Origin of the sequence: Pseudomonas sp. SD17-1, assembly GCF_029201585.1 — a bacterium.
Classification (GTDB): Bacteria; Pseudomonadota; Gammaproteobacteria; order Pseudomonadales; family Pseudomonadaceae; genus Aquipseudomonas; species Aquipseudomonas palmensis.
Genome location: NZ_CP104044.1, coordinates 1827670 through 1853919, shown reverse-complemented (window position 1 = coordinate 1853919; position 26250 = coordinate 1827670). Strand labels below are relative to the sequence as shown.

Annotated in this window: 19 protein-coding genes and 1 other RNA gene; 12 read left to right on the top strand and 8 right to left on the bottom strand. The window is 65.3% G+C overall.

The window, feature by feature from the left end:
• Window positions 1–50: 50 nt before the first annotated feature.
• Together fnrA and N0B28_RS08455 are read left to right on the top strand one after the other, a co-directional pair.
• Window positions 51–785 carry a Crp/Fnr family transcriptional regulator FnrA gene (gene fnrA / locus N0B28_RS08460; RefSeq protein WP_043862376.1) on the top strand — a complete coding sequence of 245 codons (735 nt, stop codon included), beginning with the start codon at window positions 51–53 and terminating at the stop codon, window positions 783–785.
• A gap of 54 nt (window positions 786–839) precedes the next feature.
• Window positions 840–1388: an adenine phosphoribosyltransferase gene (locus N0B28_RS08455; RefSeq protein ID WP_058542026.1), complete on the top strand. Its 549-nt coding sequence runs from the start codon at window positions 840–842 to the stop codon at window positions 1386–1388.
• 98 nt (window positions 1389–1486) lie between these two features.
• Here the strand turns inward: N0B28_RS08455 and recR are convergent, their stop codons facing one another.
• From recR to dnaX, 3 genes are all read right to left on the bottom strand, one after another.
• Window positions 1487–2089, bottom strand: a complete 603-nt coding sequence (gene recR / locus N0B28_RS08450; RefSeq protein ID WP_043862374.1) for a recombination mediator RecR — start codon at window positions 2087–2089, stop codon at window positions 1487–1489.
• Between the two features lie 98 nt (window positions 2090–2187).
• Window positions 2188–2514, bottom strand: a complete 327-nt coding sequence (locus N0B28_RS08445; RefSeq protein ID WP_010226011.1) for a YbaB/EbfC family nucleoid-associated protein — start codon at window positions 2512–2514, stop codon at window positions 2188–2190.
• A gap of 65 nt (window positions 2515–2579) precedes the next feature.
• On the bottom strand, window positions 2580–4643 hold the full coding sequence (gene dnaX / locus N0B28_RS08440) for a DNA polymerase III subunit gamma/tau (protein WP_274097164.1): 2064 nt from the start codon (window positions 4641–4643) through the stop codon (window positions 2580–2582).
• Window positions 4644–5136: 493 nt separating this feature from the next.
• Here dnaX and bcsQ point away from each other — a divergent pair, with 493 nt between their 5' ends.
• Genes bcsQ through N0B28_RS08395 form a run of 9 tightly spaced genes read left to right on the top strand, consistent with a single transcriptional unit; the run spans window position 5137 to window position 20051 of the window.
• The gene (gene bcsQ, locus N0B28_RS08435; protein ID WP_275731449.1) at window positions 5137–6351 is read left to right on the top strand and encodes a cellulose biosynthesis protein BcsQ; all 1215 of its coding nucleotides are present in this window, start codon (window positions 5137–5139) and stop codon (window positions 6349–6351) included.
• Complete coding sequence (gene bcsA, locus N0B28_RS08430) at window positions 6348–8576, top strand: UDP-forming cellulose synthase catalytic subunit (RefSeq protein WP_043862371.1); 2229 nt, start codon at window positions 6348–6350, stop codon at window positions 8574–8576. The genes bcsQ and bcsA overlap by 4 nt, the downstream gene beginning before the upstream one ends.
• Window positions 8573–10906 (top strand): cellulose biosynthesis cyclic di-GMP-binding regulatory protein BcsB, encoded by a 2334-nt coding sequence (bcsB, locus tag N0B28_RS08425; protein WP_043862370.1) that lies wholly within the window; start codon window positions 8573–8575, stop codon window positions 10904–10906. Before bcsA ends, bcsB begins: the two co-directional genes overlap by 4 nt.
• Window positions 10907–10910: 4 nt before the next feature.
• A complete protein-coding gene (gene bcsZ, locus N0B28_RS08420; RefSeq protein WP_275731445.1) occupies window positions 10911–12149 on the top strand; it encodes a cellulose synthase complex periplasmic endoglucanase BcsZ in 1239 nt (412 codons plus the stop codon).
• Window positions 12125–16108, top strand: a complete 3984-nt coding sequence (locus tag N0B28_RS08415) for a cellulose synthase subunit BcsC-related outer membrane protein (RefSeq protein ID WP_058542030.1) — start codon at window positions 12125–12127, stop codon at window positions 16106–16108. Before bcsZ ends, N0B28_RS08415 begins: the two co-directional genes overlap by 25 nt.
• A gap of 18 nt (window positions 16109–16126) precedes the next feature.
• Window positions 16127–16786, top strand: coding sequence for an SGNH/GDSL hydrolase family protein (locus N0B28_RS08410; protein WP_043862368.1), 660 nt, complete (start codon window positions 16127–16129; stop codon window positions 16784–16786).
• Window positions 16783–17454: an alginate O-acetyltransferase AlgF gene (locus N0B28_RS08405; RefSeq protein ID WP_058542031.1), complete on the top strand. Its 672-nt coding sequence runs from the start codon at window positions 16783–16785 to the stop codon at window positions 17452–17454. Before N0B28_RS08410 ends, N0B28_RS08405 begins: the two co-directional genes overlap by 4 nt.
• 18 nt (window positions 17455–17472) lie before the next feature.
• On the top strand, window positions 17473–18888 hold the full coding sequence (locus N0B28_RS08400) for an MBOAT family O-acyltransferase (RefSeq protein WP_043862367.1): 1416 nt from the start codon (window positions 17473–17475) through the stop codon (window positions 18886–18888).
• Window positions 18888–20051, top strand: a complete 1164-nt coding sequence (locus tag N0B28_RS08395) for a cell division protein FtsQ (protein WP_058542032.1) — start codon at window positions 18888–18890, stop codon at window positions 20049–20051. Before N0B28_RS08400 ends, N0B28_RS08395 begins: the two co-directional genes overlap by 1 nt.
• Window positions 20052–20104: 53 nt before the next feature.
• Here the strand turns inward: N0B28_RS08395 and N0B28_RS08390 are convergent, their stop codons facing one another.
• Window positions 20105–20437 carry a hypothetical protein gene (locus N0B28_RS08390; RefSeq protein ID WP_043862365.1) on the bottom strand — a complete coding sequence of 111 codons (333 nt, stop codon included), beginning with the start codon at window positions 20435–20437 and terminating at the stop codon, window positions 20105–20107.
• A gap of 362 nt (window positions 20438–20799) precedes the next feature.
• Here N0B28_RS08390 and N0B28_RS08385 point away from each other — a divergent pair, with 362 nt between their 5' ends.
• A complete protein-coding gene (locus N0B28_RS08385) occupies window positions 20800–21126 on the top strand; it encodes a hypothetical protein (RefSeq protein ID WP_058542033.1) in 327 nt (108 codons plus the stop codon).
• Between the two features lie 156 nt (window positions 21127–21282).
• On the opposite strand, the gene ffs is transcribed toward N0B28_RS08385, so the two are convergent.
• From ffs to zipA, 4 genes are all read right to left on the bottom strand, one after another.
• Window positions 21283–21379, bottom strand: an RNA gene (gene ffs, locus N0B28_RS08380) — signal recognition particle sRNA small type.
• 97 nt (window positions 21380–21476) lie between these two features.
• A complete protein-coding gene (locus N0B28_RS08375; protein ID WP_058542034.1) occupies window positions 21477–22634 on the bottom strand; it encodes a putative zinc-binding metallopeptidase in 1158 nt (385 codons plus the stop codon).
• A 159-nt stretch (window positions 22635–22793) separates the two neighbouring features.
• Window positions 22794–25148 (bottom strand): NAD-dependent DNA ligase LigA, encoded by a 2355-nt coding sequence (gene ligA / locus N0B28_RS08370; protein WP_054915589.1) that lies wholly within the window; start codon window positions 25146–25148, stop codon window positions 22794–22796.
• Window positions 25149–25268: 120 nt separating this feature from the next.
• Window positions 25269–26138, bottom strand: coding sequence for a cell division protein ZipA (gene zipA, locus N0B28_RS08365; protein ID WP_088515621.1), 870 nt, complete (start codon window positions 26136–26138; stop codon window positions 25269–25271).
• Window positions 26139–26250: the final 112 nt, after the last annotated feature.

The following is a 26250-nucleotide window of genomic DNA, read 5'->3' as shown; positions in this document are numbered from 1 at the left end:
GAGTTACCCTTACGGCTTATGTGTGCTTTCCCCAGAAGGATCGAATGAAAATGTCCGAGCCAGTTAAACTGCGCCCTCACAACCAGGCCCATTGCAAGGATTGCAGCCTGGCGCCCTTGTGCCTGCCTCTTTCGCTGAATCTGGAAGACATGGACGCACTGGACGAAATCGTCAAGCGCGGGCGTCCGTTGAAAAAAGGCGAGTTTCTGTTCCGCCAGGGCGACAACTTCGGCTCGGTTTACGCCGTGCGCTCCGGCGCCCTGAAGACCTTCAGCCTGAGCGACGCGGGCGAGGAGCAGATCACCGGCTTCCACCTGCCCAGCGAGCTGGTCGGGCTGTCGGGCATGGACACCGAGGCCTACCCGGTATCGGCGCAGGCCCAGGAAACCACTTCGGTGTGCGAGATCCCCTTCGAGCGCCTGGACGAGCTGTCGGTGCAACTGCCGCAGCTGCGTCGCCAACTGATGCGGGTGATGAGCCGCGAGATTCGCGACGACCAGCAGATGATGCTGCTGCTGTCCAAGAAGACTGCGGACGAGCGCATCGCCACCTTCCTGGTCAACCTGTCGGCGCGCTTTCGCGCACGCGGCTACTCGGCCAACCAGTTCCGCCTGAGCATGTCGCGCAACGAAATCGGCAACTACCTGGGCCTGGCGGTGGAAACCGTGTCACGGGTGTTCACGCGCTTCCAGCAGAACGGCCTGATCGAGGCCGAAGGCAAGGAAGTACGCATCATCGACCCGATTCAGCTGTGCGCCCTGGCGGGCGGCTCGCTGGACAGCTGACACCTGGCGCAGCAGGTATACTGGCTGGCGTTTGCCCTTCAGGATACCTGCCCCATGCCGACCGATGCGTTCGACCTCAAATCCCTGATCCGCCCGGTAACGGACTTTCCCAAGCCGGGGGTGATCTTTCGCGACATTACCCCGCTGTTCCAGTCCCCTCGGGGCCTGCGCCACGTTGCCGACCAATTCATCGAACGCTATGTCGAGGCTGACTTCAGCCATGTCGGGGCGCTGGATGCGCGCGGCTTCCTGATCGGCTCGATCATTGCCCACCAGCTCAACAAGCCGCTGATCCTGTTTCGCAAGCAGGGCAAGCTGCCGGCCGATGTGCTGGCCGAGGGTTACCAGACCGAATATGGCGAGGCGTTTCTGGAAGTGCATGCCGACAGCCTGTGCGAGGGCGATGCGGTGCTGATCATGGATGACCTGATCGCCACCGGCGGCACCCTGCTGGCAGCGGCCAAGCTGATACGGCGCATGGGGGCGGCCGTGTTCGAGGCGGCGGCGATCATCGACCTGCCGGAGCTGGGCGGCTCGCAGAAGCTGCAGGCGGCAGGGGTGCAGACGTTCTGCCTGACCGAGTTTTCGCTCAGCGAATATTGATGGGGCCGCTGCGCAGCCAATCGCGGGTCAAGCCGGCTCCCACAAGGTGTTACGCAACCCCTGTAGGAGCGGGCTTGACCCGCGATTGGCCGGCACGGTCACAGCGTGATCGGCTTGCGCCCCGCGAACGAATGGGCCAGCGTTCCGCCATCCACCAGTTCCAGCTCCCCGCCCAGCGGCACACCATGGGCGATGCGTGAAGCCACCAGCCCCTTGTCCGCCAGCAGCTGCGCGATGTAATGCGCCGTGGCCTCCCCTTCCACCGTGGGGTTGGTGGCCAGGATCACCTCGGTGAAGCTGCCCTGCTCGGCAATGCGCGCCAGCAACTGCGGAATCCCGATGGCCTCCGGCCCCAGGCCGTCCAGTGGCGACAGATGCCCCTTGAGCACGAAGTAGCGGCCGCGATAACCGGTCTGCTCCACCGCGTACACGTCCATCGGCCCCTCCACCACGCACAGCAGGGTGTCGTCACGCCGTGGGTCGGCGCACTGCGGGCACAGCTCCTGCTCGGTCAGGGTGCGGCACTGACGGCAATGCCCCACCCCCTCCATGGCCTGGCTCAACGCCTGGGCCAGGCGCACGCCGCCGCTGCGGTCACGCTCCAGCAGTTGCAGGGCCATGCGCTGGGCGGTTTTCTGACCCACACCCGGCAGCGTGCGCAAGGCGTCGATCAGTTGGCGAATCAAGGGGCTGAAGCTCATGGTAAAAGGCCTGGCAGATCATCGGTTGAACGGAAAAACGACGATGGGAGCGACAACCGACTGGCTGTGCTCCCACCGAGGGTCACGCAGGCAATGCCTCAGAACGGCATCTTGAAGCCCGGCGGCAGTTGCATGCCGGCGGTCATGCCACCCATCTTTTCCTGGCTGTTGGCCTCGACCTTGCGCACCGCATCGTTCACGGCCGCAGCGATCAGGTCTTCCAGCACTTCCTTGTCTTCCTGCATCAGGCTGTCGTCCAGGCTGATGCGCTTGACGTCATGGCGACCGGTCATCACCACGCTGACCAGGCCGGCGCCCGATTGGCCGGTCACTTCGGCGTTGGCCAGCTCTTCCTGCATCTTGGCCATCTTTTCCTGCATCTGCTGTGCCTGCTTCATCAGGCCGGCCATGCCACCTTTCATCATGGGAATCACCTCGGTATCAAGTTACTTGGCACACCGCGGCAGACCGCGGTGCTGGGGTAAACGGATTAGTCGCCCTGGGCCACCAGGGCGTCGACAGGTTCAATAGTATCGTGACGCACGGTGGCGCCGAACTGCTGGATCATCTGCTGGATGAACGGATCGTTCTCGATCGACGCCTCGGCCTCGCGCTGACGGTCGGCACGCTTGCGCGACGCGGCCTGGGCCGGGGTTTCCTGCTCGGGGCGAATCAGCTCGATGCTCAGGTTAAGGGTACGCCCAAGGTGCTGGTTGAGCGCATCGTTCAGGCGCCGCTGCTGGGTGGCGTTGAACAGGGCGCTGTGCGCCGGGTCCAGGTGCAGCAGCCAGTTGTCGCCGTCCATCGCGATCAGCGTGCAGTTGGCGGCGATGCTGGCGGTCATGCCCGAAATCGGCAGCAGCGGGAACATCTCCAGCCATTGCAACGCCAGGCCGGTGGCCGGTTGCGCGGCAGGCTCTGGCTCGGGCTCCGGTGCAGGCTCCGGCGCGGTCTCGCTGGCCAGTTCGTCCAGGTAGCTGTAGCCCACCGGGTCGATCTCGGCGTCGTAGTAATCTTCGTCCAGCGGTGGCTCGTCGTCGCGCTCCATGCCCGCCGGGCTATAGCTGGCGTGGTCGGCGATCGGTGGCTCATCGTGATGCGCGATGGCCGGCGCGGGCGCGGCTGGCACGGACGCAGCAATCGCCTCGGGTTCAGGTTCGGGCTGCGGCTCGGGTTCCGGTTCGGGTTCAGGCGCCGCAGCGAGCTCGGGCGCAGGCGCGGCCGGCTCGTTCCAGGGCAGGTCGACCTCGGGCACGGGCGGCTCGGCAACCTGCGCTTGCAGTACTGGCGCAGCCTGCACCGGCGGCTCGGGTTCGGGCTGCGGGCGGGCAACAGGTTCGGCAACGGGCGTGGGCACGACTGGTGCAGCCACCACCGGCGCGGCGACCGCTGCCACCGCGGGTGGGGAGTCAGCTGTGGCCTGGCTGATCCCCGTCGACTTTAGCGTCGGTGTCGGCGCATCGACGGTGTCGGCCGGGCGGAACGCCAACATGCGCAACAGCACCATCTCGAAGCCGCCACGCGGGTCGGGGGCCAGCGGCAGATCGCGCCGGCCGATCAGGCCCATCTGGTAATAGAACTGCACATCTTCGGCCGGCAGAGCGCCGGCCAGCGCCAGCACACGGTCACGATCACCCTGGCCGTTGTCCACCGCCTCGGGCAGCGCCTGGGCCACCGCCACGCGGTGCAGCACATTGAGCATTTCAGACAGCACGCCGTTCCAGTCCGGCCCCTGCTCGGCCAGGTGCCGCACGGCTTCGAGCAGGGCTCGTGCGTCCCCTTCGAGCAGGGCCTGGAGCACGCCATAGACCTGGCCGTGATCGAGGGTGCCGAGCATGGCGCGCACATCCGCCGCCAGCACCTTGCCTTCGCCAAAGGCGATGGCCTGGTCGGTGAGGCTCATGGCATCGCGCATCGAACCGTCGGCGGCGCGACCCAGCAACCACAGGGCGTCGTCTTCGAACGGCACGTTCTCGACCCCGAGCACATGGCTCAGGTGCTCGACCACCCGCTCGGGGGTCATGTTCTTGAGCGAGAACTGCAGGCAGCGCGACAGGATGGTGGCGGGCAGCTTCTGCGGGTCGGTGGTGGCAAGAATGAACTTGACGTAGGGCGGCGGCTCTTCAAGCGTCTTGAGCAAGGCGTTGAACGAGTGGCTGGAGAGCATGTGCACTTCGTCGATCAGGTAGACCTTGAAGCGCCCGCGGCTTGGCGCGTACTGCACGTTGTCGAGCAGCTCGCGGGTATCCTCGACCTTGGTGCGGCTGGCGGCGTCGATCTCGATCAGGTCGACGAAGCGCCCCTCGTCGATCTCGCGGCACACCGAACAGGTGCCGCACGGTGTCGAGGTAATGCCGGTTTCACAGTTGACGCATTTGGCGATGATGCGCGCGATGGTGGTCTTGCCCACCCCGCGGGTACCGGTGAACAGGTAGGCGTGGTGCAGCCGCTGGTTGTCCAGCGCATTGATCAGGGCCTTGAGCACATGGGTCTGGCCGACCATTTCGCGGAACGAGCGCGGACGCCATTTACGTGCAAGAACCTGATAACTCATCGAAAACCGTCGGATAGATAGACCAAAGACCGCTAATCCTAGCGGAGCAGGGGCAAAAATGCATCCGCCGTGCATGGGCATGCCGGCCAGTCACCGTTGATCGGACAACGGCCCGGGCTGGCCGGTTGCCTGTCCTCTGACTGAACACGCGCCAGGCAAAGCTTGGTAACCTATGTGCCAATCGTGAAACAAACTGATATATGTCAGCACGACTTATCAGTCATTTCCTACAAGCTAGGCTAAGCTTTATGCCGTTCGTGCCGACCTTGTTCAAGAACGGCATCCATCGTGCAGATGCGCTGCACAAGCAGCGACAAAACAGTCAAACTTATGGCGGTATTTTTTTAACTCGGCGAAAATGCGAAAAACCAGCCCAGAAATAAACAAAATATTGACACTATCAGTTTGATATCACACATTAGCATCCTAGCAGTGTGACAGACCTTATCTGCCCCAGCAGTTGATCAGATAGCCGTAGGCCGGGATTACACATATGAGTCATGCAGACGACATTGGAAATCTGTTCACCAGGTTTGGGGCAAGTGCGGACAGCTATAAAGAAATCGACACCGAGTTCGAATACCTCGAACCCGCGCTGACGGTGGCTGAACCGATCACACCTGCTGCCGCGCCCGAGCCGGTTGCCCCGGTGGCCGCGACCCTGGCGGCCCTGAAGCTGCCGCCGACCCTGGCATCGGTACCTGCGCCGGTACAGGCACCTGCTCCTGCGCCGGTAGTCGTTGCAGTGCCCCCGCCCGTGAAGCGTATACCGCCCGCCCCCGAACCGGCTGCACAGCCCGCCGGCGCACCCCTGTCGCTGCGTGAACAACTCGAAGCGGCGGCTCGCCTGCGCCATGCCACGGCCCAGGGGCTGAATCAGGGTGCACTGGAGCATGCCATGCACAAACCGGCACCGACACGCCCCCAGGCCAGCATCATCGCTGTGGTTTCGGCCAAGGGTGGTGTGGGCAAGACCACCTTTGCCGCCGCGCTGGCCAAGCTGCTGGAGCGCCCGCACGGTCGCGTGGTGGCACTGGACCTGGACCCGCAGAACAGCCTCGCCAGCCAACTGATGCTGCCGCGTACCGCCCCCGGTCTGAGCCAGGCCACCGACAGCGACGAACCCTGGAGCATCCACTGCCACCCAGTGCCCGACTCGACCGCCGAATGCCTGCCATTCGGGCACGCCGACGCCACCCAGTTGCGCAGCCTGGAGCAGCGCCTGGCCAACCAGCCTGGCTGGCTGCTGCAGCAATTGGCAACGCTGGCACTGACACCCGCTGACGTACTGATCATCGACCTGCCCACCGGCGCCACCCCATGGCTTGCGCCAGTGCTGGAGATGGCCGACCAGGTGGTGGCCCTGACCCTGCCGACTCCCGCCGCCTACCGCGTGCTGGATGAACTGCAGGCCTGGCTTGCGCCCCTGCACCAGCGCAGCCCCGCGCCGCGCTGCGGCTACCTGATCAACAAGGTCGACCCCACCCGCGCGCTGGACCTGGACATGTGCCAGGTACTGCGCCAGCGCATCGGTCGCGAGCTGCTGGGCATGGTCCGTCTCGACCACAGCCTGGACGAAGCCCAGGCCTTCGAATTCGATCCGTTCGTCAAGGTGCCCGACAGCCCTGCCTGCCAGGACCTGCGCGACGTGGCGCATGCCCTTGGCGCCCACCTCGCCCATCACCACCAACAGTCCGGTACCCCATGACCGCCCCCTTAGACCAGGCGTCTGCAGTGCAGGCGCCCAACACGGTTGCGCGCTTGAATGTCTGGCTCGAACGCTTCGGGCAATGGCCCGCCCCGGTGCTGCGCGCGCTGAAGATCGGTGCCGGCCTGATCGGCGCCCTGCTGCTGGTGGCCGTGGTCACCGCCCCCCTGGAGCTGGAGCGCCAGTTCGCCTTCGCCGCCCTGTGCTTCGCCGGCCTGCTGATACTGCGCAAGCTGCCCGGGCGCCTGCCGGTGCTGGCCATGGTGGTGTTGTCGCTGGTGGCCACCCTGCGTTATGTGTACTGGCGCGTCACCGACACGCTGGGCTTCGACAGCTGGCTGGACATCGTGTTCGGCTACGGCCTGGTGGCAGCAGAGTTCTATGCCCTGGTGGTGCTGGCGTTCGGCTACATGCAGACCGCCTGGCCCTTGCAGCGCAAGCCCAAGATTCTTACCCAGGACCCCAAGGACTGGCCCACGGTGGATGTGTTCATCCCCACCTACAACGAAGCGCTGAGCATCGTGAAGCTGACGATCTTCGCCGCCCAGGCCATCGACTGGCCGCGCGACAAGCTGCGCGTGCACGTGCTGGATGATGGCCGCCGCGACGATTTTCGCGAGTTCTGCCGGCAGATCGGGGTCAACTACATCGTGCGCGCCGACAACGTCCACGCCAAGGCCGGCAACCTCAACGAGGCCCTGAAGGTCACCGACGGCGAGTACATCGCCATTTTCGACGCCGACCACGTGCCCACGCGCTCCTTCCTGCAGGTGGCGATGGGCTGGTTCCTCAAGGACCCGAAACTGGCCCTGCTGCAGACCCCGCACTTCTTCTTTTCGCCCGACCCGTTCGAGAAGAACCTCGACACGTTCCGCTCGGTGCCCAACGAGGGCGAGCTGTTCTACGGCCTGGTGCAGGACGGCAACGACCTGTGGAACGCCACCTTTTTCTGCGGCTCGTGTGCAGTGATCCGCCGCAGCCACCTGCTGGAAGTGGGCGGCGTGGCCATCGAGACGGTGACCGAAGATGCGCACACCGCGCTCAAGCTCAACCGCAAGGGCTACAACACCGCGTACCTGGCGATCCCCCAGGCTGCGGGCCTGGCCACCGAGAGCCTGTCGCGGCACATCAGCCAGCGCATCCGCTGGGCACGCGGCATGGCGCAGATCTTCCGTACCGACAACCCGTTCATCGGCAAGGGCCTGAGCTTCGGCCAACGCGTGTGCTACGTGAACGCCATGCTGCACTTCTTCTACGGTCTGCCGCGCCTGGTCTTCCTGACCGCGCCGCTGGCGTACCTGATCTTCGGCGCGCAGATCTTCCACGCCTCGGCGCTGATGATCACCGCCTACGTGCTGCCGCACATCTTCCACGCCAGCCTGACCAACTCGCGTATCCAGGGGCGCTTTCGCCATTCGTTCTGGAACGAGGTCTACGAGTCGGTGCTGGCCTGGTACATCATGCGCCCGGTACTGGTGGCGCTGATCAACCCCAAGCTCGGCGGCTTCAACGTGACCGACAAGGGCGGCATCATCGACAAGGAATACTTCGACTGGGAGCTGGCGCGCCCCTACATCATCCTGCTGACCCTGAACCTGATCGGCATGGTGTTCGGTGTGGTGCAACTGATCTGGGGCGACCCGGCCGCAGCCATCACCATCATCATCAACCTGGCCTGGACGATCTACAACGTGATCATCACCAGCGCTGCCGTTGCGGTTGCCAGTGAAACCCGCCAGGTGCGTTCCGAGCCGCGCGTGCGCGCCGAGCTGCCGATTCAGGTGCAGACCGCCGACGGCACCACCATCGACTGCACCACCGTGGACTTCTCGCAAAAGGGTGTGGGCTTCAAGCTTCCCGAGGGCCAGAGCCTGCACAAGGGCCAGGACATCCAGGTGATCCTGATGCGCAAGCAGCAGGCCTGCGTACTGCCGGCCACCGTGGTGTTCAGCCGTGGCGCCATGGTCGGGGTGCAGTTCAAGCCGCTGACCTTGCGCCAGCAGAGCGACTTCGTGCGCCTGACCTTCTCGCGGGCCGACACCTGGGCCGCAACCTGGGGTGGCAGCAAGCCCGACACCCCGTTGAGCGCCCTGCACGATGTGAGCCGCATCGGCGTGCGCGGCATCATGGACCTGGCCCAGGCGACCCTCAGCGCCTTGCGCCATCGTCGCTACAAGCGCAAGCAAGCCCCCACCCACCTCGAACCTTCGTTGGACTCGCAATGACCGTCATGCTTCATACCGACCAACAAGTGAACCTGTCGCGCCGTTCTCGCCGTCTGCTCGCCGGCTCGCTGCTGTGCCTGGGCAGCCTGCTGCAACCTGCCCAGGCCGATGAGGTCGCGGCCAGCGCAGCGGCGCCCGCCACGGAGCCCGCCGCCAGCGAAACGGCGCCGGCGGCACCGGATGCGGCCGGCGAAAAGTACCAGCTCAGCCTCAAGCAGCTGGGCAAGAACTACACCATGAGCCTGCGTGGCGTGGAGTCGACCGACACGGTCAACTTCGACGTGCGGGCCGACGAGGTGGTGACCGGCGCGCAACTGACCCTGCAATACACCTATTCGCCAGCGCTGCTCAGCGACCTCTCGCAGATCAACATCATGGTCAACGACGAAGTGGCCGCCAGCCTGCCGTTGCCCAAGGAAAACGCCGGCGTCCTGCAAAAGCAGGTGATCGACATTCCGCCGTACCTGATCACCGAGTTCAACCGGCTCGGCGTGCAGTTGATCGGCCACTACACCATGCAGTGCGAAGACCCGCTGCATTCGAGCCTGTGGGCCAAGATCAGCAACGAAAGCCAGCTGAGCCTGCAGGTCAAGCCGGTGGTGCTGCCCAACGACCTGGCCCTGCTGCCGCTGCCGCTGTTCGACCGTCGCGACCCACGCGCCCTGAGCCTGCCGTTCGTGTTTGCCGTGGCCCCCGACAACACCACCCTCGAAGCGGCGGGCGCGGTGTCGTCGTGGATCGGTGCACTGGCCAGCTACCGTGGCGCAAACTTCCCCACCAACCTGCACAGCCTGCCCGCCAGCGGCAACGCGGTGGTGCTGGTCAACACCGCCGAGGCCAACCAGGTCGAGGGCCTGACGCTGCCCGACCTCAAGGGCCCGACCCTGTCGCTGGTGAGCAACCCCAACGACCCGCACGGCAAGCTGCTGGTCATCGCCGGACGCGACAGCGCCGAACTCAAGCGCGCCGCCACCGCCCTGGTGATCGGCTACCGCAGTTTCTCCGGCCCCAGCGTGCAGATCGACACCGTCAATGCGCTGCAGCCACGCCAGCCGTATGACGCGCCCAACTGGCTGCCGACCGATCGCCCGGTGCGCCTTGGCGAGCTGATCGACCCGCGCCAGCTCAATGTGTCGGGCTACAACCCCGGCATGATCACCGTGCCGGTGCGCCTGCCACCCGACCTGTTCAACTGGCGCGAACAGGGCGCCCGGCTGGACCTCAAGTACCGCTACACCCCACAGCAGACCTCGTCCAACTCTTCGCTGCTGGTGAGCTTCAACGACACTTTCATCAAGTCGATGAACCTGCCCTCGATCGAGCGCCTGGGCGGCGGCGACAGCCTGCTGGCAGCCCTGAAGAAAGACGACAGCATCGCCCGCGAGGCGAGCATGCTGCTGCCGCTGGACTCGGTCGCCCTGCAGTCGCGCCTGCAGTTCCGCTTCATGTACGACTACATCAAGCAGGGTGAATGCCGCGACATCATCATCGACAACATGCGCGGCGCCATCGACCCGGACTCCACCCTGGACCTGAGCGGCTACGACCACTTCATCGCCATGCCCAACCTGGGCGTGTTCAAGGACAGCGGCTTCCCGTTCACGCGCCTGGCCGACCTGTCCGACTCGGCGGTGATCCTGCCGGACAACGCCGGCAGCGCCGACTGGAGCGCCTACCTCACCGTGCTCGGACGCTTTGGCGACTCCACCGGCTACCCGGCCACCGCCGTCACCGTGGCCCAGGCCGGCCAGGTCGATGCCCTGGCCGACAAGGACCTGCTGGTGCTGGCTTCCGGCGACAACCAGCCACTGCTCAAGACCTGGGCCGACTACCTGCCCAGCAGGACCCAGGACGCCAGGCATTACGTGGAGTTCTCCGACCTGCCGATGCGCCTGCGCGAATGGATCAGCCCCGATCCCAAGGCCAACCTGCGCGCCGCGCGCGGTGCGCTCACCTTCACCGGCGAGAACCGCAGCTCGTACGTCACCGGGTTCGAGTCGCCGCTCAAGAGCGGGCGTAGCGTGGTGGTGCTGTCCAGCCCGCAGCCGCAGAACCTGGTGGAGGTCACCGACGCCCTGATCGGCGGCGAGCAGTACACCCAGGCACTGCAAGGCAGCCTTGTGGTGATCAACGGCAGGAATGTCGAATCGCTGGTGGCCGAGCAGGCTTACTACGTGGGGCACCTGGGGCCGTTCCGTTACATCCAGTGGCTGCTGTCCCAGCATGTACCGGCGCTGCTGCTGTTGACCCTGCTGGGAGTTGCCCTGGTCAGCCTGGTGGCATTCTTCTCGCTGCGCGCCCAGGCCAAACGTCGCCTCAACATCGAGTAATCGCATGCCTCTGCCAACCGGACACACCGCACCGTTGCCCGCCAGGCGTTCGCGCTCGCTGCTGCGCCGCCTGCTGGGCGCCAGCGCCCTTACCCTGCTGCTGCCCGGCGTGAGCCAGGCCAACAGCTGCCAGGCCGACCTCTGGCCGTTGTGGCAGGTGTTTCGCCAGCACTTCGTGCAGCCCGACGGGCGCGTGCTCGATGCCAGCACGCCGCAGCAGCACAGCTCGTCCGAAGGCCAGTCCTACGCGATGTTCTTTGCCCTGGTGGCCAACGACCAGGCCAGCTTCGACAAGCTCTGGCTGTGGGCCAGCAACAACCTTGCCGGTGGCGACATCAAGCAGAACCTGCCGGGGTGGATCTGGGGCCTGGACGACAAGGGCCAGTGGCGCCTGCTGGACCACAACTCGGCCTCGGACGCCGACCTGTGGTTCGCCTACGCGCTGAGCGAGGCCGCGCGGCTGTGGAACACCCCGGCCTACAACGCCCAGGCTGCCCAGCTGCTGGCCAATATCAAGGCCCGCGAAGTGGCCGAGCTGCCGGGCCTGGGCATGATGCTGCTGCCCGGCGTGGAGGGCTTTGCCAAGCCCGATCACTTCTGGCAGCTCAACCCCAGCTACCTGCCGGTGCCGGTGCTGCGACGCCTGGCGGTGGTCGACCCCAAGGGGCCGTGGAGCCAGATCGCCCGCAGCACCGCCAGCCTGATCAAGGGCGTGAGCCACAACGGCTATGTGGCCGACTGGGTGGGCTACCGTGGCACCGGCCCGGACAAGGGCCTGTTCGTGATCGACCCGGTCAAGGGCGAAACCGGCAGCTACGACGCCATCCGCACCTACCTGTGGGCCGGCATGACCCCGGCCAAGGACCCACTGGCCAAGCCGATCCTCGACAGCCTCGACGGCATGGCGCGCAGTGTCGCGACCCACGGCGTACCGCCAGAGAAAGTGCAGGTGCAGGCCAACACCAGCAGCGGCGATGGCCCGTTCGGCTTTTCTGCCGCCCTGCTGCCGTATTTCAAGGCGCGCCAGCAACCCTGGCTGCAGGAACAGCAGCGTGCCCGTGTCGACCAGCTGATGAGCAAAAGCCTGAGCCCCGAAGCGCTGCAGGCCAGACAACCCCCTTACTACGACTTCGTGCTGAGCCTGTTCGCCCTCGGCTTCATGGATGATCGTTACCACTTCCTCGACGACGGGAAGCTGCAACCACTCTGGGAGACTTCATGCCCTCGCGCCGCCAAACCCTAGCCATTGGGGTGCTTGCCGCCCTGATCCACAACAGCAGCTTTGCCGAGCTCAGCGAGAACGGCAAGGTCCTGCTGGAACAGGGTCAATACTGGCAGGCCCGCAAAGACACCACCCGCGCCACCGAGGCATGGCGCAAGCTGCTGCTGATCGATCCGCAGCAGGCCGACGCGTTGTACGGCCTTGGCCTGCTGGAGCTTGATGGCAATCGCCCGCAGGGCGCCAAGCGCTACCTCGACCAGCTCAGGCAGGCGCACCCCGGCGAGCGTCAGACCCTGTTGCTGCAACAGGAGATCGCCCTGCACAGCGCCGATAACACCGCGCAACTGGAGCAGGCCCGCCAACTCGCCGAATCGGGCGAGCTGGATCAGGCTGTGGCGGCATACCGCACGCTGTTCGGTGGCAGTGCACCGCAGGGCGAGCTGGGCCTGGAGTTCTACAGCTACCTGGGCTACACCGCCACCGGCTGGCAGGAAGCGCGCCAGGGCCTGGAGCGCCTGCAGGGCCAGTCGCCGGACAACCCCAAGATCAAGCTCAACCTGGCCAAGCTGCTGCTGCGCAACGAAAGCACGCGGGTGGAGGGCATTCGCCGGCTGGCGTCCTATGCCAACGACCCGGTGATCGGCAGTGAATCGATCGAGGGCTGGCGCCAGGGCCTGTCCTGGCTGGGTGCGCCGCGCCCGGCCGAGGTGCCGTTGTTCGATGCCTACCTCAAGGCCTACCCGGACGACGAAGAGATCCGCAACCAGCTCAAGAGCGGTGCCCGTGCCAGCCAGGCCAGCGCCGTCCAACGCCAGAACAGCCACCTGGTGCGCGGCTTCAAGGCGCTGGACGCCAACGACCTGCCCCAGGCCGAGCAGTCGTTCCAGGCCCGTTTGCGCGAGCAGGCGCAGGATGCCGACGCCCTCGGCGGGCTGGGCATCGTGCGCCAGCGCCAGGGCCGCCTGGGCGACGCCGATGCACTGTTCAAGCAGGCCATCAGCCGTGGCAACAGCAGCCGCTGGCAGAGCGCCCTGCAAGGCAACCGCTACTGGGTGCTGCTGGACCAGGCCAATGCCGCCCGCGACGCCGGCAATCCGCAAGACGCCCGCGAGCTGCTGCAACGCGCCATCGCGATGAACCCGCGCCAGGTGCAGGGGCCTGTCAGCCTGGCCGACCTGCAGGCCGCCCAGGGTCAGTTCGACAGCGCCGAAACCACCTATCGCCAGGCCCTGAGCCTGGATGCCGGCAACCCCGATGCGCTGCGCGGGCTGGTCAGCGTGCTGGCGCAGATCGGCAAGCTGGGCGAAAGCCAGCGCCTGATCGACGGGCTCAGCGATGCCCAGCGCGAACGCCTGGGCGACCTGCGCGTGCTGCGCGCGGCCATCGCCGTAGGCCAGGCCCGCGACGCCGAGCGCAGTGGCGACCTGGCCGGCGCTCGCAAGGCGCTGGAAGAGGCCGTGCGCAACGACCCGCAGAACGTGTGGGCGCGTTACGACCTGGCGCAGGTCTACCTCAAGAGCGATGCCTCCGGCAAGGCGCGCCAGACCATCGACGAGATGCTCAAGGCCAACCCGCAGCGGGCCGAGGCGCTGTATGCCAGCGCGCTGTTCTCCAGCCGCCTGGGCGAGTGGCAGTCGGCCCAGCGCAGCCTGGCGCAGGTGCCCACGGCCCAGCGCAGCGCCGCCATGCACACCCTGGCCGAAGAGATCGAACTGCACCTGCTGACCCGCCAGGCGGCAGACCTGGCCAAACAGGGCCAGCGCCAACAGGCCATGAAGCTGCTGCAACGCGCCGAACCGGCAGCGGCCAACAACCCCGGCATGCTCTCGGCGCTGGCCGCGACCTATATCGATATCGGCCAGACCGAACATGCGCTGGGCATGCTGCGCACCGCCATTGCCCAGAGCAGCACGCCCTCCCCGTCCCTGCGCCTGGCCTATGCCGGCGCACTGCTCAAGGCCGGCGACGACGTGCAGGTGAACCAGATTCTGCGCGAGCTGCGCAGCCAGCCACTGCAGGCCGGCGACCAGCGCAGCTACGACGACCTGGTGTTCCAGTACACCGTGCGCCAGGCCGACCTGCTGCGTGAAAAGGGCGACCTGGTGGCCGCCTACGACACCCTCGCCCCGGCCCTGGCGCAACGCCCGCAAGACCCGCAGGCAGTGTCGTCGCTGGCGCGCATGTACCTGGACAACCGCAACCCGGCCAAGGCGGTGGAGCTGTTCACCCCGCTGCTGCGCCAGTACCCGGACAATGCCGACGTGCAGATGGGCGCCGCCCAGGCCTTCGTACAGGCCGGCGATGCCGACAAGGCCGAGCGCGCCGTTGAAAAGGCCCTGCAACTGGCCCCGCAGAACCCGCAGATTCTCACCAGTGCTGCCGGCTATTACCGTGGCCGCGGCAAGCTGGCCAAGGCCGAGCAGCTGTATGCCCAGGCCCTGGCCTTGCAGGCGCCGCCGGAGCAGAACGTGCTCAACCCCTTCGGCCAGGCGATTGCCGTCAACCCCTTCGTCGGCCAGCCGGGCCAGCGCAAGCAGTCGCGCCTGAGCGAAACGGTGCTGGCCGAGATTCCCGAGCCGGCACAGACCCAGGTCAGCAGCCGCGCCAACGAGGCGTTCGACGCACCGGTGCTGCTGGCCAGTCGCGACAGCGAACCTGGCCTGCGCACGGCCAGCCAGGCCACGCCGCAGCTCGCCACGCCGGCACCGGTCGACCCGCGCGCCGCGCTGCAGACCGAGCTGGATACGATTCGCGAGGCGCGCAGCCCGCAAATCAAGCAGGGCGTCACTTTCCGCGGTAACGACAGCGAATCGGGGCTGGGCAAGATTACCGATGTGGAGGCGCCGCTGGAGATCAGTTTCCCCGTCGGCGACGATCGCATGGCCTTGCGCGTTACCCCGGTATCGCTCAACGCCGGAGGCGTGAGCAGCGACCCGGCGAATCGCTTCCGCTTTGGCGGCTTTACCGCCGAGCAAATCGCCAACCTGGCCAATGCTGGCACCGAAGCACAGATCGAGCAGGCAGCCTCCGACCTGTTCTTCGGCAGCACCGGCAAACAGAAGGATTCGGGCGTCGGCTTCGCGGTAGCCTATGAGAACCCGTCGCTAGGGCTCAAGAGCGACCTTGGCGTAAGCCCGGTCGGGTTCCTCTACAACACCGTTGTCGGCGGCATCAGTCTGGATCGCCCGTTCAGCGAAGGCAGTAACTGGCGTTACGGGCTCAACCTGTCAAGGCGTTCCGTGACCGACAGCCTGACATCCTTTGCCGGTGCCCGCGACGCGCGCAGTGGTCTGGAATGGGGTGGTGTGACTGCCAACGGGGGTCGCCTGCAAGTGGGCTACGACAATCAGCGCTACGGCGTCTACGGCTACGGATCCTGGCACAAGCTGATTGGTCATAACGTCGACGACAATACCCGCACCGAACTGGGCAGCGGTATCTACTGGTACCTGCTGAACAACCAGGACCAGCGCCTGACTGCGGGCTTGAGCGTTTCGGGTACCCACTACGCCGAGAACCAGAGCTTCTTCACCTATGGTCACGGCGGCTACTTCAGCCCACAGAACTTCTTCTCCATCGCCATTCCGGTGAACTGGGCCCATCGCGGGCCGGACTGGAGCTACCAGGTCAACGGCTCAGTCGGCATGCAACATATCGAGCAGGACGGCGCACCTTACTTCCCGCGAGACCCGCGTCTGCAATCGGCGTTCGATCAGGCGTCGCAGCTTCTGGCTGAAAACGACGTCGACTTTCGCACCCGTTACTCATCTCAAAGCAAGACCGGCATCGGCTACTCGCTGGGCGCCAGTGGCGAATACCGGCTGGGCGATGGGTTCTTCTTCGGCGGCACCCTGGGTGTGGACAACGCCCGCGACTACCAGCAATGGACCGGTGGCCTGTACCTGCGCTACCTGTTCGACGACGGCCGCGGCGCCATGCCGTTGCCCGTCAACCCGTACCGTTCCCCTTATTCGAATTGATTTGCAGGAGTATCAACCATGGCTAGTTCACTTCTCGCAGGCCTGACCATTCTGATGATCGGCGACAGCCACCTGGCGACCCCCGATTACCTGATCAAGAGCCTGCACGACAACCTCGTGCAGCAAGGTGCCCAGGTGCACTCGCTGGGTATCTGCGGCGCCAATGCCGGCGACTGGCTCAAAGCCACCCCTGGCACCTGCGGCGGTGCCGAGCGCCGTGGCACCGAAAAGCCCGTGGTACTGGGCAGCAAGGCGGCCACCCGGCCGATCGGCGACCTGATCAAGGCCGACAAGCCGGACCTGGTGGTCGTGGTGATGGGCGACACCATGGCCAGCTACACCAAACCGGCCTTCCCCAAGGCCTGGCTGTGGCAGCAGACCACCAGCTTTGCCAAGGAAATCGCCAACACCGGGGCCAAGTGCGTATGGGTCGGCCCCAACTGGGGGACCGAAGGCGGCAAGTACGGCAAGACCTACGCTCGCGTCGAACTGACCTCCAAGTTCCTCGCCGCCAACGTGGCGCCGTGCGACTACGTCGACTCGCTCAAATTCTCCAAGCAAGGCGAGTGGGCCACGGTCGACGGTCAGCATTTGACCGCCCCGGGCTACCTGGCCTGGAGCAAGAAGATCAGCGAAGAGATCGTCAAGGCGCCGGTCGTGACGAGCATCAAGAAATGAAGCGCGCCCTGCACGCTGTACTGCTGGCCCTGCCCGCCGCCCTCGGCGCGGGCCTGGCCCAGGCCGAGATCGCGCTGTACCCCACCGGCCCCAGCGAAGACTCGGCGTTCTTGCGCTTCGTCAACGCGGCCCCCGGCACCCTGCAACTGGTGGCGGACGGCTCCAAGGCCACCCTGCAGCTGGACGCGGCCAAACCGGTGTCGGCGTACCTGCCGGTACCGGCCAACAAGGCCATCAAGGGCACCCTCAGCCGTGACGGCCAGCGCTCGGCCCTGCAGCTGAGCGTTGCTCCTGGCGAATTCGCCACGGTAGTCGCCCTGCAGGACGCCAGCGGCATCCGGCAACGCGTGGTACGCGAGCAACCCGACGACTTCAATGCGCTGAAGGCTTCGCTGGCCTTCGTCAACCTCGACCCTTCCTGCCAGGGCGCAAGCCTGCGCCCTGCCGGGCGCACGGCGGACCTGTTCAAGGACGCGCCAGAGGCCAGCGTGCAGCGTAGATCGATCAACCCGGTGAAGCTGTCGGTGCAACTGGTGTGCGCCAATGCCAACGTCGGCGGCCCGGTGGACCTGGGCGAACTCAAGGCCGGCGAGCGCTACAGCGTATTGCTGCTGCCCACGGCGAGCGGCCCGCAGCTTGTGCCCGTCACGGACACGCTCTCCAACTGATCGGACGTCTTCACCACCATGGTATTCGCCTCACTCGAGTTCCTGACGCTGTTTTTGCCGATCTTCATGCTGGTGTACGCGCTGAGCCGTCCGGCCTGGCGCAACGGCGTACTGCTGATCGGCAGCTGGCTGTTCTATGGCTGGCTGAGCCCGCTGTTCCTGCTGCTGCACATGGCGCTGACCGTGGTCGCGTGGGTTGGCGGGCTGCTGGTGAACCGCAGCCATGAGGACTCGCGCGGGCGCATACGCCTGCTGGCCGCGCTGATCGTGTTCAATACGCTGGTGCTGTGCTGGTACAAGTACGCCAACATCCTGGCCGCCAACTACAACGAGCTGATCACCTATTACGGTGCATTGCCGATGGAGTGGCAGCGGGTGGCGTTGCCGGCGGGGCTGTCGTTCATCGTGCTGCAGGCGATTTCCTACCTGGTGGATGTGCACCGCCATACCGTGCCGGTAGAGCGCAGTTTCGTGAACTTCGCCACCTACATCTCGATGTTCGGCCACTCGATCGCCGGCCCGATCATCCGCTACGACTGGGTACGCCGCGAGCTCAACCAGCGCTACTTCAACTGGCAGAACTTCTCGCTGGGCGCGCGCCGCTTCATGATCGGCATGTGCATGAAGGTGCTGGTGGCCGATACCCTGTCGCCGCTGGTGGACGTGGCCTTCCACCTGGACAACCCGTCGTTCCTGGACGCGTGGCTGGGCTGCCTGGCGTATTCGCTGCAACTGTTCTTCGACTTTGCCGGCTACAGCTGCATGGCCATCGGCCTGGGCCTGATGCTGGGCTTCCACTTTCCCGAGAACTTCAACCGGCCGTACCTGGCCAGCAGCATCCAGGACTTCTGGCGGCGCTGGCACCTGTCGCTGTCGAGCTGGCTGCGCGACTACCTGTACATCGCCCTGGGCGGCAACCGTCACGGCACCTGGAACACCTACCGCAACCTGTTCCTGACCATGGCCATTGCCGGCCTGTGGCATGGCGGGGACAGCTGGAACTACCTGCTGTGGGGCTCGGCCCACGGTATCGCGCTGTGCGTCGACCGGGCCTGGAGCCGTTCCAGCCTGCCGGCGATTCCCAAGGTGCTGTCGCACACCCTGACGCTGCTGTTCGTGTGCCTGGCCTGGACGCTGTTCCGCGCCCCGGACTTTCATACGGCGCTGTCGATGTACGCCGGCCAGTTCGGCCTGCACGGCTTTGCCCTGGGCGAGGCACTGGCAGCCACCGTACGCCCGGTGCACGGCCTGGCGGCGTTGCTGGGCGTGGCGTGCATCATCCTGCCGATCTGGCAGGCACGCGCCGAGCATCGCTTCGCCAGCCGCGCGTGGTTCGTGCATGCCGCTGCCCTGTGGCCCGTGGCCGGCTTCGTGCTGTCGTTCGCGTTGATCGCCAGCCGTGATTCGGTCCCCTTCCTGTACTTCCAGTTCTGATGACGATGAAGACACCTCCTCCCAGTACAGCGCCCACGCCCCCCAGTGCACTGGCCCTGCGCACCAGCCCGATCGCCGGCGTCACCCTGGCGCTGTTCCTGGGTGCCGGCCTGCTGTCGTGTGGCTGGCTGGTGGCCAGCGGCAAGCTCGAGCTGATGCCCGACAAGCACCTGTCCAATGGCCAGGTGCTGCACGGCGAAATCACCCACCGCATTGCCAAGGAGCTGGCCAAGGCGCCGCTGCCGAGCGAGGCCGCCGACCTGGAACGGGCCGGCAGCTGGCTGCTGCTGGGCGACACCGGGCCGCGGGTGCGGCCGGGCTGCACGCAGTGGCTGTTTCTGAGCGATGAACTCAAGCTCGACCGGCACGCGGCCGACAACGCCCAGGCCAAGGCCGATGCGGTGATCGCCCTGCAACGCAGCTTGCAGCAACGGGGTATCCGCCTGCTGGTGAGCGTGGTGCCGGACAAGAGCCGTATCGCCGCCAGCGAGCTGTGCGGGTTGACTCGCCCCACGGCCTCGCAGGCGCGCATCCAGCAGTGGGCGCAGAAACTCCAGGCGGCCGGCGTGGCCACCCTGGACCTGACTGCCAACCTGCAGCCGCTGGGCGCCAGTGCGTTCCTGCGTACCGATACCCACTGGAGCGAAGCCGGCGCCCAGGCCGCTGCCCAGGCCATTGCCGAGCAGGTCAAGGGCATGGGCTTGAGCGCCACCCCCAGCAAGACCTTCGACACCCGCCAGGAGCCTCTGGCACCGCGCCCCGGGGACCTGGTGCGGCTGGCCGGCATCGATTGGCTGCCAGTGGCCTTGCAGCCGCCGCAGGAACAGGTGGCGCCAACGGTCATCACCGAGCGGGCCGAGGCCGTCAGCGATGCGGGCGACAATCTCGATGACCTGTTCGGCGACGACAACCTGCCGAATGTCGCGCTGATCGGCACCTCGTTTTCGCGCAACTCGAGCTTTGTCGGCTTTCTGCAACGTGCGCTGTCGGCGCCTGTGGGCAACTTCGCCAAGGACGGCGGCGAATTCTCCGGAGCCGCCAAGGCCTACTTCGACAGCCCGGCGTTCAGGCAGACGCCGCCACAGCTGGTGATCTGGGAGATACCCGAGCGCGACCTGCAGACGCCCTATGCGGGTGACGTGCAGCTGCCCCCCAGGCCATGAGGCACCACGCCCGCTGCGCGCGTTGACACGGCGCGGCGGGCGCTGGCGAATGCTCAGGCAAGCTTTTTCAGATCTGCCGCTGAATCGAACGTGGTGAAGTGGTAGATGCCGTGGATCTTCTCCAGCTGGCAACACCAGCCCTCCTGCTCGCCGGCTTGCACCACGAACCTCAGTTCTTCGATACCCGCCATATTGGCGGCAGCTTCGAGCAGGGTCTTGACGCGCTTTTCGACAAGGGCGTCGTAGGCCAGTTCGTATGACTTCTCCCAGGTGGCGTCGGCATTGCGAAATCGCTTCCAGTTATCGTCCTTGAGCACCTTGCAAAAGGCCACGCGCTGAACTTCGCCGGTATTGGACAGGTCGAGGGACAACAGGCAGAGGGTCATGGTGGGCTCCCATAAGCAGTGAAATTCCCTTGCAACCTAGTCACTCGCTTTTCATCCATCAATGCTAAATGGCCATCACCTGAGAGTTAAAATAATTCAAGAATTTACCAAAAAACAGCAACTAAACAACTTAACCAAGACCATGTAGGAAAGTTACTACGCAAAGAAACACGAGCTATGAAGTCTTTTTATGGAACAAAGGGCTATCAGGTACTTTAAAATAAACAGAAACATTCAAAGGCGTGCCGTTTCGGCGCAATTACAGCGTCTTGAAGCGAGCGCCGCGCGTCTGCAATCATGCCCGCCGGGCGCTGCCAGCGGGCAGCGTCGTCCCTTAGCGCACTGCACAAAGGAATGACTCAATGATCAGGGTATTGCTTTCGCTGGACCTCACCAACAAGGAATCGGAACGAGACAACTTCAACAACTTCCTGGCAGAACAACAATGGAAGAAGTTGAAGGATGTGGATACCGTCTGGGCCATCGAGTACGACGATTTCAGCCAGACCAACGAGCAACATGTGACAAGCGTCAAAAGAGACCTGTCCAAAGTTCTGCTCACCGCGGCACGGGAATTCAAACCGGACCGTATTACCTACGTTGCACAGATAGCCAACATTGAATGTATCGGGCGCTATATCTACCGGGAGGGTGGCGATTACAAGGCGTTCATTTACGAGCCCTGCTGATAGCGCTGAAGAGAGTGAGGTGTCTGCGACAGTGATAAGGTCGCAGGCATTTTTCGTGCGCGCGAAGGGAAAGCAGCGCAATGCATGCGTATTCGGGGGAAAGGGAACTGGGTAGAGGCGGCCCCTGGCAGACAAGGGCTTGCGTTATGGAGGCAACCCCACCAGCCACACCCCGGCACACGATGTTCCCGCTGTGGCTGCTCCCTTCCGGGCCTGACCAGGTTTACGGGTAATCGTTGCGGGGGGACCGATGGGGTCACCATAACGATGCTCGCCTGGCAGCGAGCGGGGCCATTGTACCGGTCTGACGCGAAGTTACAACCTCTGTACCGTGAAAAAACCACTCTGGCTCAAGGACTTGTGACTGCCGCCGGGGCATCGCCCTGGATCACGCGGTGAATGAAGTGCAGCTTGGCCACCACCGGCGCACTCAGCACGAACGGGTAGAAGTCGGTCTGGCCCATGCTGCGTGACAGCTCGTTGAGCATCGCCGACAGCTCCACCCAGGCATTGATGAACGCCAGGAACGCAGGCGCCCCAGGGTGCTCGGGCTGGTACAAGCTGCGGGCATCGAACGGCGGATAGTCCAGGTCCATCACCGAGGCGTCCATGCCCAGCGCAAGGGCGGTGTCCACCGCATCGGTCATGTGCAGGTAGTGCGCCCAGGTTTCGGCCCAGTCCTCCCAGGGGTGCATGGTGGCATAGGCGCTGACGTGGGCGACGGCCCAGTCCAGCGGTGCACCTTGCTGGTAGTGGCGTTCCATGGCCTGGACGTAGCTGGCGCGCTCGTCGCCGAACAGGCGGCGGAAGTCCTGCAGCCAGGCGCTGTTGGCCACCAGACGGTCCCAGTAGTAATGCCCGATCTCGTGGCGCAGGTGGCCCAGCACGGTCCGGTAGGGCTCCTGAAGCTGCACGCGCACCTGCTCGCGCCAGTCGTCGTCGGCTTCGCGGATATCCAGGGTGATCAGGCCGCCAGCGTGGCCGGTGGTGGGGGGATTGCCGGCAATATCGATGCCGATGAAGTCGAAGGCGATGCCCTCGCCGGCTGCGCCTTGCTTGGGCGTGACCGGCAACCCCAGGTGCAGCAGTTGCGCAATCAGGCGGCGCTTGGCGGTTTCCAGCTTGCGCCAGCGCAGGTGGTTTTCGGTGAACGACAGGTCGGGGATGGTGCGGTTGAGGCGACAGGCCAGGCAGAACACTTCGGGGTCGTCTGCAGCCAGCAGCCAGTTGCAGCAAGCCGGGGTGTCGAGGTTGGCGCAACGCTTGAGCGGGCCGAGTTCTGGCTGGCCGTCCAGGTACCACTGGCCGTCCACAGCGGCCGGCATCAATGTGCCGACATGGTGGGTATCGGGCCAGTAGCCCAGGGACGCCTGGCAGGCCAGGCATTGGCTGTTGCGAAAGAACACGGACTGTCCGCACTCGCATTGCCACACGCGCGTGCTGCGGCGTGCCTGGCTGACGAAGGGTGCGGCGATACGGGCGACGAGCTGTTCGAAGAATGGGTACATGGGGCCACCTCCTGGCTGGAGCCTAGCCTACACCATGTGCGTGACAGCGCTTGCGGTGTGCCTGACGCACCGTGCGCTCAGGTGTTGCGAGCGCTTCGCGCTCGATCGCGGGTCAAGCCCGCTCCCACGCCCTTCGGGCAGAAGCGGGCCGCGTGACCGCTACACCGCTATGCCCTGCTCCGACAGAAACGCCACGAACGCATCCTCATCCAACACCCTGAGCCCCAGCTCAGTGGCCTTGGCCAACTTGGAGCCTGCCCCCGGGCCCGCCACCACGCAGTGGGTCTTGGCCGAAACAGACCCCGCCACCTTGGCCCCCAGGCTCTCCAGCTTGTCCTTGGCGACATCCCGGCTCATGCGCTCCAGCGAACCGGTCAGCACCCAGGTCTGCCCCGCCAGCGGCAAGCCCTGGGCAACCTTCTTCTCGCTCTCCCAGTGCATGCCGAACTCGCGCAGTTGCGCCTCGACGCTGCGCGCCAGTGCCTGGTTGGCCTCGACCAGGAAGAACTCGCGCACCGCATCAGCCTGCTTGGCTGCCAGCGCCTGGCGCAGGTCGATGCCGTCGGCGGCAATGATGCGCTCAAGGCTTTGCAGCTTGGCCACCAGCTTCTCGGCACCCGTCGGGCCGACAGAAGGGATGTCGAGCTTGGCGATCAACCCGGCCAGGGTCGTACTGGCCGCGAATTCGGCGGCCAGCTCGCCCTCCTCCTGCAACTGCAGGCCGTTCTCGAGCAGTTGCGCGATGACGCTGCGGTTATGTTCGTCCTCGAAGAAGTTGTGGATCTCGTGCGCCACTTCCAGGCCGATATCCGGCAGGTAGGTCAGCACCTGCGGCAACGCCACCATCACGCGCTGCAACGAGCCCAGCGAGCGCGCCAGCACCTTGGCGGTCTCCTCGCCCACATCCGGGATGCCAAGGGCGTAGATGAAGCGTGCCAGGCTCGGGCGCTTGCTGTCGGCAATGGCAGCCAGCAGTTTGTTGCTGGACACCTCGGCAAAGCCTTCGAGGTCGACGATGTCTTCGAATTTCAAGCGGTACAGGTCTGCCGGCGAGGCAATCAGCCCTTCATCCACCAACTGCTCGACGCTCTTCTCGCCCAGGCCCTCGATGTCCATGGCGCGGCGCGACACGTAGTGGATGATCGCCTGCTTGAGCTGCGCGCGACAGGCCAGGCGGCCGACGCAGCGGTACACCGCGCCTTCGCTGACGGTTTCCTTGCCCTTGCTGCGCTTGACCAGCTGGGTGCGCTCGACCTGCGAGCCACACACCGGGCACTGGGTAGGGATGTGCACCGCACGCGCATCGGCCGGGCGACGCTCGGTGACCACCTGCATCACCTGCGGGATTACATCACCGGCACGGCGGATGATCACCGTATCGCCGATCATCACCCCCAGGCGCGCCACTTCGTCCATGTTGTGCAAGGTGGCATTGGCCACGGTCACGCCGGCCACCTTGACCGGCTTGAGCCGTGCGACGGGCGTTACCGCACCGGTGCGACCAACCTGGAACTCGACGTCGAGCACCTCGGTCAGCTCTTCCATGGCCGGGAACTTGTGCGCTATCGCCCAGCGCGGCTCACGGGCACGAAAGCCCAGTTCACGTTGCGAGGCCAGGCTGTTGACCTTGAACACCACCCCGTCGATCTCGTAAGGCAGCGCGTTGCGCCGCTCGCCGATGTCACGGTAGTAGTCCAGGCATTCCTTGATGCCGGCGGCATGCCGCAGTTCGCGGCTGATGGGCATGCCCCAGCCCTTGAGCTTTTCGAGGGTGCCGATGTGGGTGTCGGCGATCGCCTCGGACACCTGGCCCACGCCATAGCAGCAGAACTCCAGGGGGCGGCTGGCGGTGATCTTCGAATCGAGCTGGCGCAGGCTGCCGGCGGCGGCGTTGCGCGGGTTGGCGAAGGTCTTGCCGCCGATCTCGGCCTGGGCTGCGTTCAGCCGTTCGAAGCCCTCCTTGCTCATGAACACTTCGCCGCGCACCTCCAGCACCGCCGGCCAGCCCTTGCCCTGCAGCTTGAGCGGCACGTTGCGGATGGTGCGCACGTTGACGCTGATGTCTTCGCCGGTGGTGCCGTCGCCACGGGTGGCGCCCTGCACCAGCAGGCCGTCACGGTACAGCAGGCTGACCGCCAGGCCGTCGAGCTTGGGTTCGCAGCTGTAGTCCACCGCCGCCCCTGCGCCGAACAGGTCGCCGGTCGGCAGGTCGAGGCCTTCGACCACGCGCCGGTCGAACTCGCGCAGGTCATTTTCCTCGAAGGCGTTGCCCAGGCTCAGCATCGGCACCTCGTGACGCACCTGGGTGAAGGCCGAGAGCGCCGCGCCGCCCACCCGCTGGGTGGGGGAATCGGGGGTGACCAGCTCGGGGTGTTCGGCCTCCAGGGCCTGCAGCTCGCGGAACAGGCGATCGTATTCGGCGTCCGGGACGCTTGGCTCGTCGAGCACGTAGTAGCGGTAGTTGTGCTGGTCGAGTTCGGCGCGCAGTTCGAGGATGCGAGTTTGGGCGGTCATGTGTGTCGTCTCTTGCAAAGCAAAAGAGCAGCTCGGGGCTGCTCTTGGCGTTCAAATCGGTGGATCGGCGGGGCAGCTTTCGCCGGCAAGGCCAGCTCCTGCAGGGAGCGGCCATACCTGTCAGCGTTTCTGGGTCAGGGCGCGGCGCTCGAACTCGACGATGCGCTGGCGGTAGTGTTCGATGGTCTGCGCGGTCATCACGCTGCGCTGGTCATCCTTGAGCTCGCCGTTCAGTTCATGGGCCAGCTTGCGCGCCGCCGCCACCATCACGTCGAACGCCTGCTTGGGATGGCGCGGGCCCGGCAGGCCAAGGAAGAAGCTGACCGCACGGGTGCTGAAATGGTCGATGTCGTCCAGGTCGAACACCCCAGGCTTGACCGCGTTGGCCATGGAGAACAGCACTTCGCCATTGCCGGCCATGCTTTCGTGACGGTGGAAGATGTCCATCTCGCCAAAACGCAGGCCGCTTTCCAGGATGTTCTGCAGCAGCGCAGGGCCCTTGAAGCCGCTCTCGTCGCGGGCAATCACGCTGATCACCAGCACTTCCTCGACCGGCGGCAGGTCCTTGCCTTCGCTGGCACCGAAGCCGGTGCTCTTGGGGCTTTCGTCCGGGAAGTCGTCGTCGGCATTGCCGAACAGATCAGGCTCGCGTGGCTCGGCCGCCAGGTTCAGGTCGCCCTGCTGCGGCTCGGTGGTACGTTTGGCGCGCTTGGACCCCTTGCCCACCTTCGGCTCGCGCTGCTCGCGCGCAGCCGTCATCGACGGCAGGTCGTGCTCGTCGAGCTGGGGCTCCTTGTGGTCGTCAAGCACCCGCGGCGGGCCCAGCACTTCGGCGCTGGTCTCTTCGTCCGGCAGGTTGGAGAAGCTGCGGTCCAGACGGAATTTCAACTTGCCCTTGCCGCCGCGCATGCGGCGCCAGCCGTCAAAAAGAATACCGGCAATGACTATGATGCCGATGACGATCAGCCACTCGCGCAGACCGATTTCCATGTAATCCCGTGCCTCTGTGAAAAATGCTGAAAAATAAAGGGTTTAAACCCCTTTAAAACGTGGCGCCAACTCTATGTTCTGACAGGCGTTTTACCCACGCATAGAAAAATTT

Excerpts from the sequence above, each read along its gene's own strand:
- N0B28_RS08415 (WP_058542030.1), top strand. The coding sequence starts at position 12,125 with ATGCCCTCGCGCCGCCAAACCCTAGCCATTGGGGTGCTTGCCGCCCTG.
- N0B28_RS08445 (WP_010226011.1), bottom strand. The coding sequence starts at position 2,514 with ATGATGAAAGGTGGCATGGCCGGCCTGATGAAGCAGGCACAGCAGATG.
- N0B28_RS08390 (WP_043862365.1), bottom strand. The coding sequence starts at position 20,437 with ATGACCCTCTGCCTGTTGTCCCTCGACCTGTCCAATACCGGCGAAGTT.
- N0B28_RS08405 (WP_058542031.1), top strand. The coding sequence starts at position 16,783 with ATGAAGCGCGCCCTGCACGCTGTACTGCTGGCCCTGCCCGCCGCCCTC.
- dnaX (WP_274097164.1), bottom strand. The coding sequence starts at position 4,643 with ATGAGTTATCAGGTTCTTGCACGTAAATGGCGTCCGCGCTCGTTCCGC.
- bcsA (WP_043862371.1), top strand. The coding sequence starts at position 6,348 with ATGACCGCCCCCTTAGACCAGGCGTCTGCAGTGCAGGCGCCCAACACG.
- bcsZ (WP_275731445.1), top strand. The coding sequence starts at position 10,911 with ATGCCTCTGCCAACCGGACACACCGCACCGTTGCCCGCCAGGCGTTCG.
- bcsQ (WP_275731449.1), top strand. The coding sequence starts at position 5,137 with ATGAGTCATGCAGACGACATTGGAAATCTGTTCACCAGGTTTGGGGCA.
- bcsB (WP_043862370.1), top strand. The coding sequence starts at position 8,573 with ATGACCGTCATGCTTCATACCGACCAACAAGTGAACCTGTCGCGCCGT.
- ligA (WP_054915589.1), bottom strand. The coding sequence starts at position 25,148 with ATGACCGCCCAAACTCGCATCCTCGAACTGCGCGCCGAACTCGACCAG.
- N0B28_RS08375 (WP_058542034.1), bottom strand. The coding sequence starts at position 22,634 with ATGTACCCATTCTTCGAACAGCTCGTCGCCCGTATCGCCGCACCCTTC.
- N0B28_RS08455 (WP_058542026.1), top strand. The coding sequence starts at position 840 with ATGCCGACCGATGCGTTCGACCTCAAATCCCTGATCCGCCCGGTAACG.
- N0B28_RS08395 (WP_058542032.1), top strand. The coding sequence starts at position 18,888 with ATGACGATGAAGACACCTCCTCCCAGTACAGCGCCCACGCCCCCCAGT.
- N0B28_RS08410 (WP_043862368.1), top strand. The coding sequence starts at position 16,127 with ATGGCTAGTTCACTTCTCGCAGGCCTGACCATTCTGATGATCGGCGAC.
- zipA (WP_088515621.1), bottom strand. The coding sequence starts at position 26,138 with ATGGAAATCGGTCTGCGCGAGTGGCTGATCGTCATCGGCATCATAGTC.
- N0B28_RS08400 (WP_043862367.1), top strand. The coding sequence starts at position 17,473 with ATGGTATTCGCCTCACTCGAGTTCCTGACGCTGTTTTTGCCGATCTTC.
- recR (WP_043862374.1), bottom strand. The coding sequence starts at position 2,089 with ATGAGCTTCAGCCCCTTGATTCGCCAACTGATCGACGCCTTGCGCACG.
- N0B28_RS08385 (WP_058542033.1), top strand. The coding sequence starts at position 20,800 with ATGATCAGGGTATTGCTTTCGCTGGACCTCACCAACAAGGAATCGGAA.
- fnrA (WP_043862376.1), top strand. The coding sequence starts at position 51 with ATGTCCGAGCCAGTTAAACTGCGCCCTCACAACCAGGCCCATTGCAAG.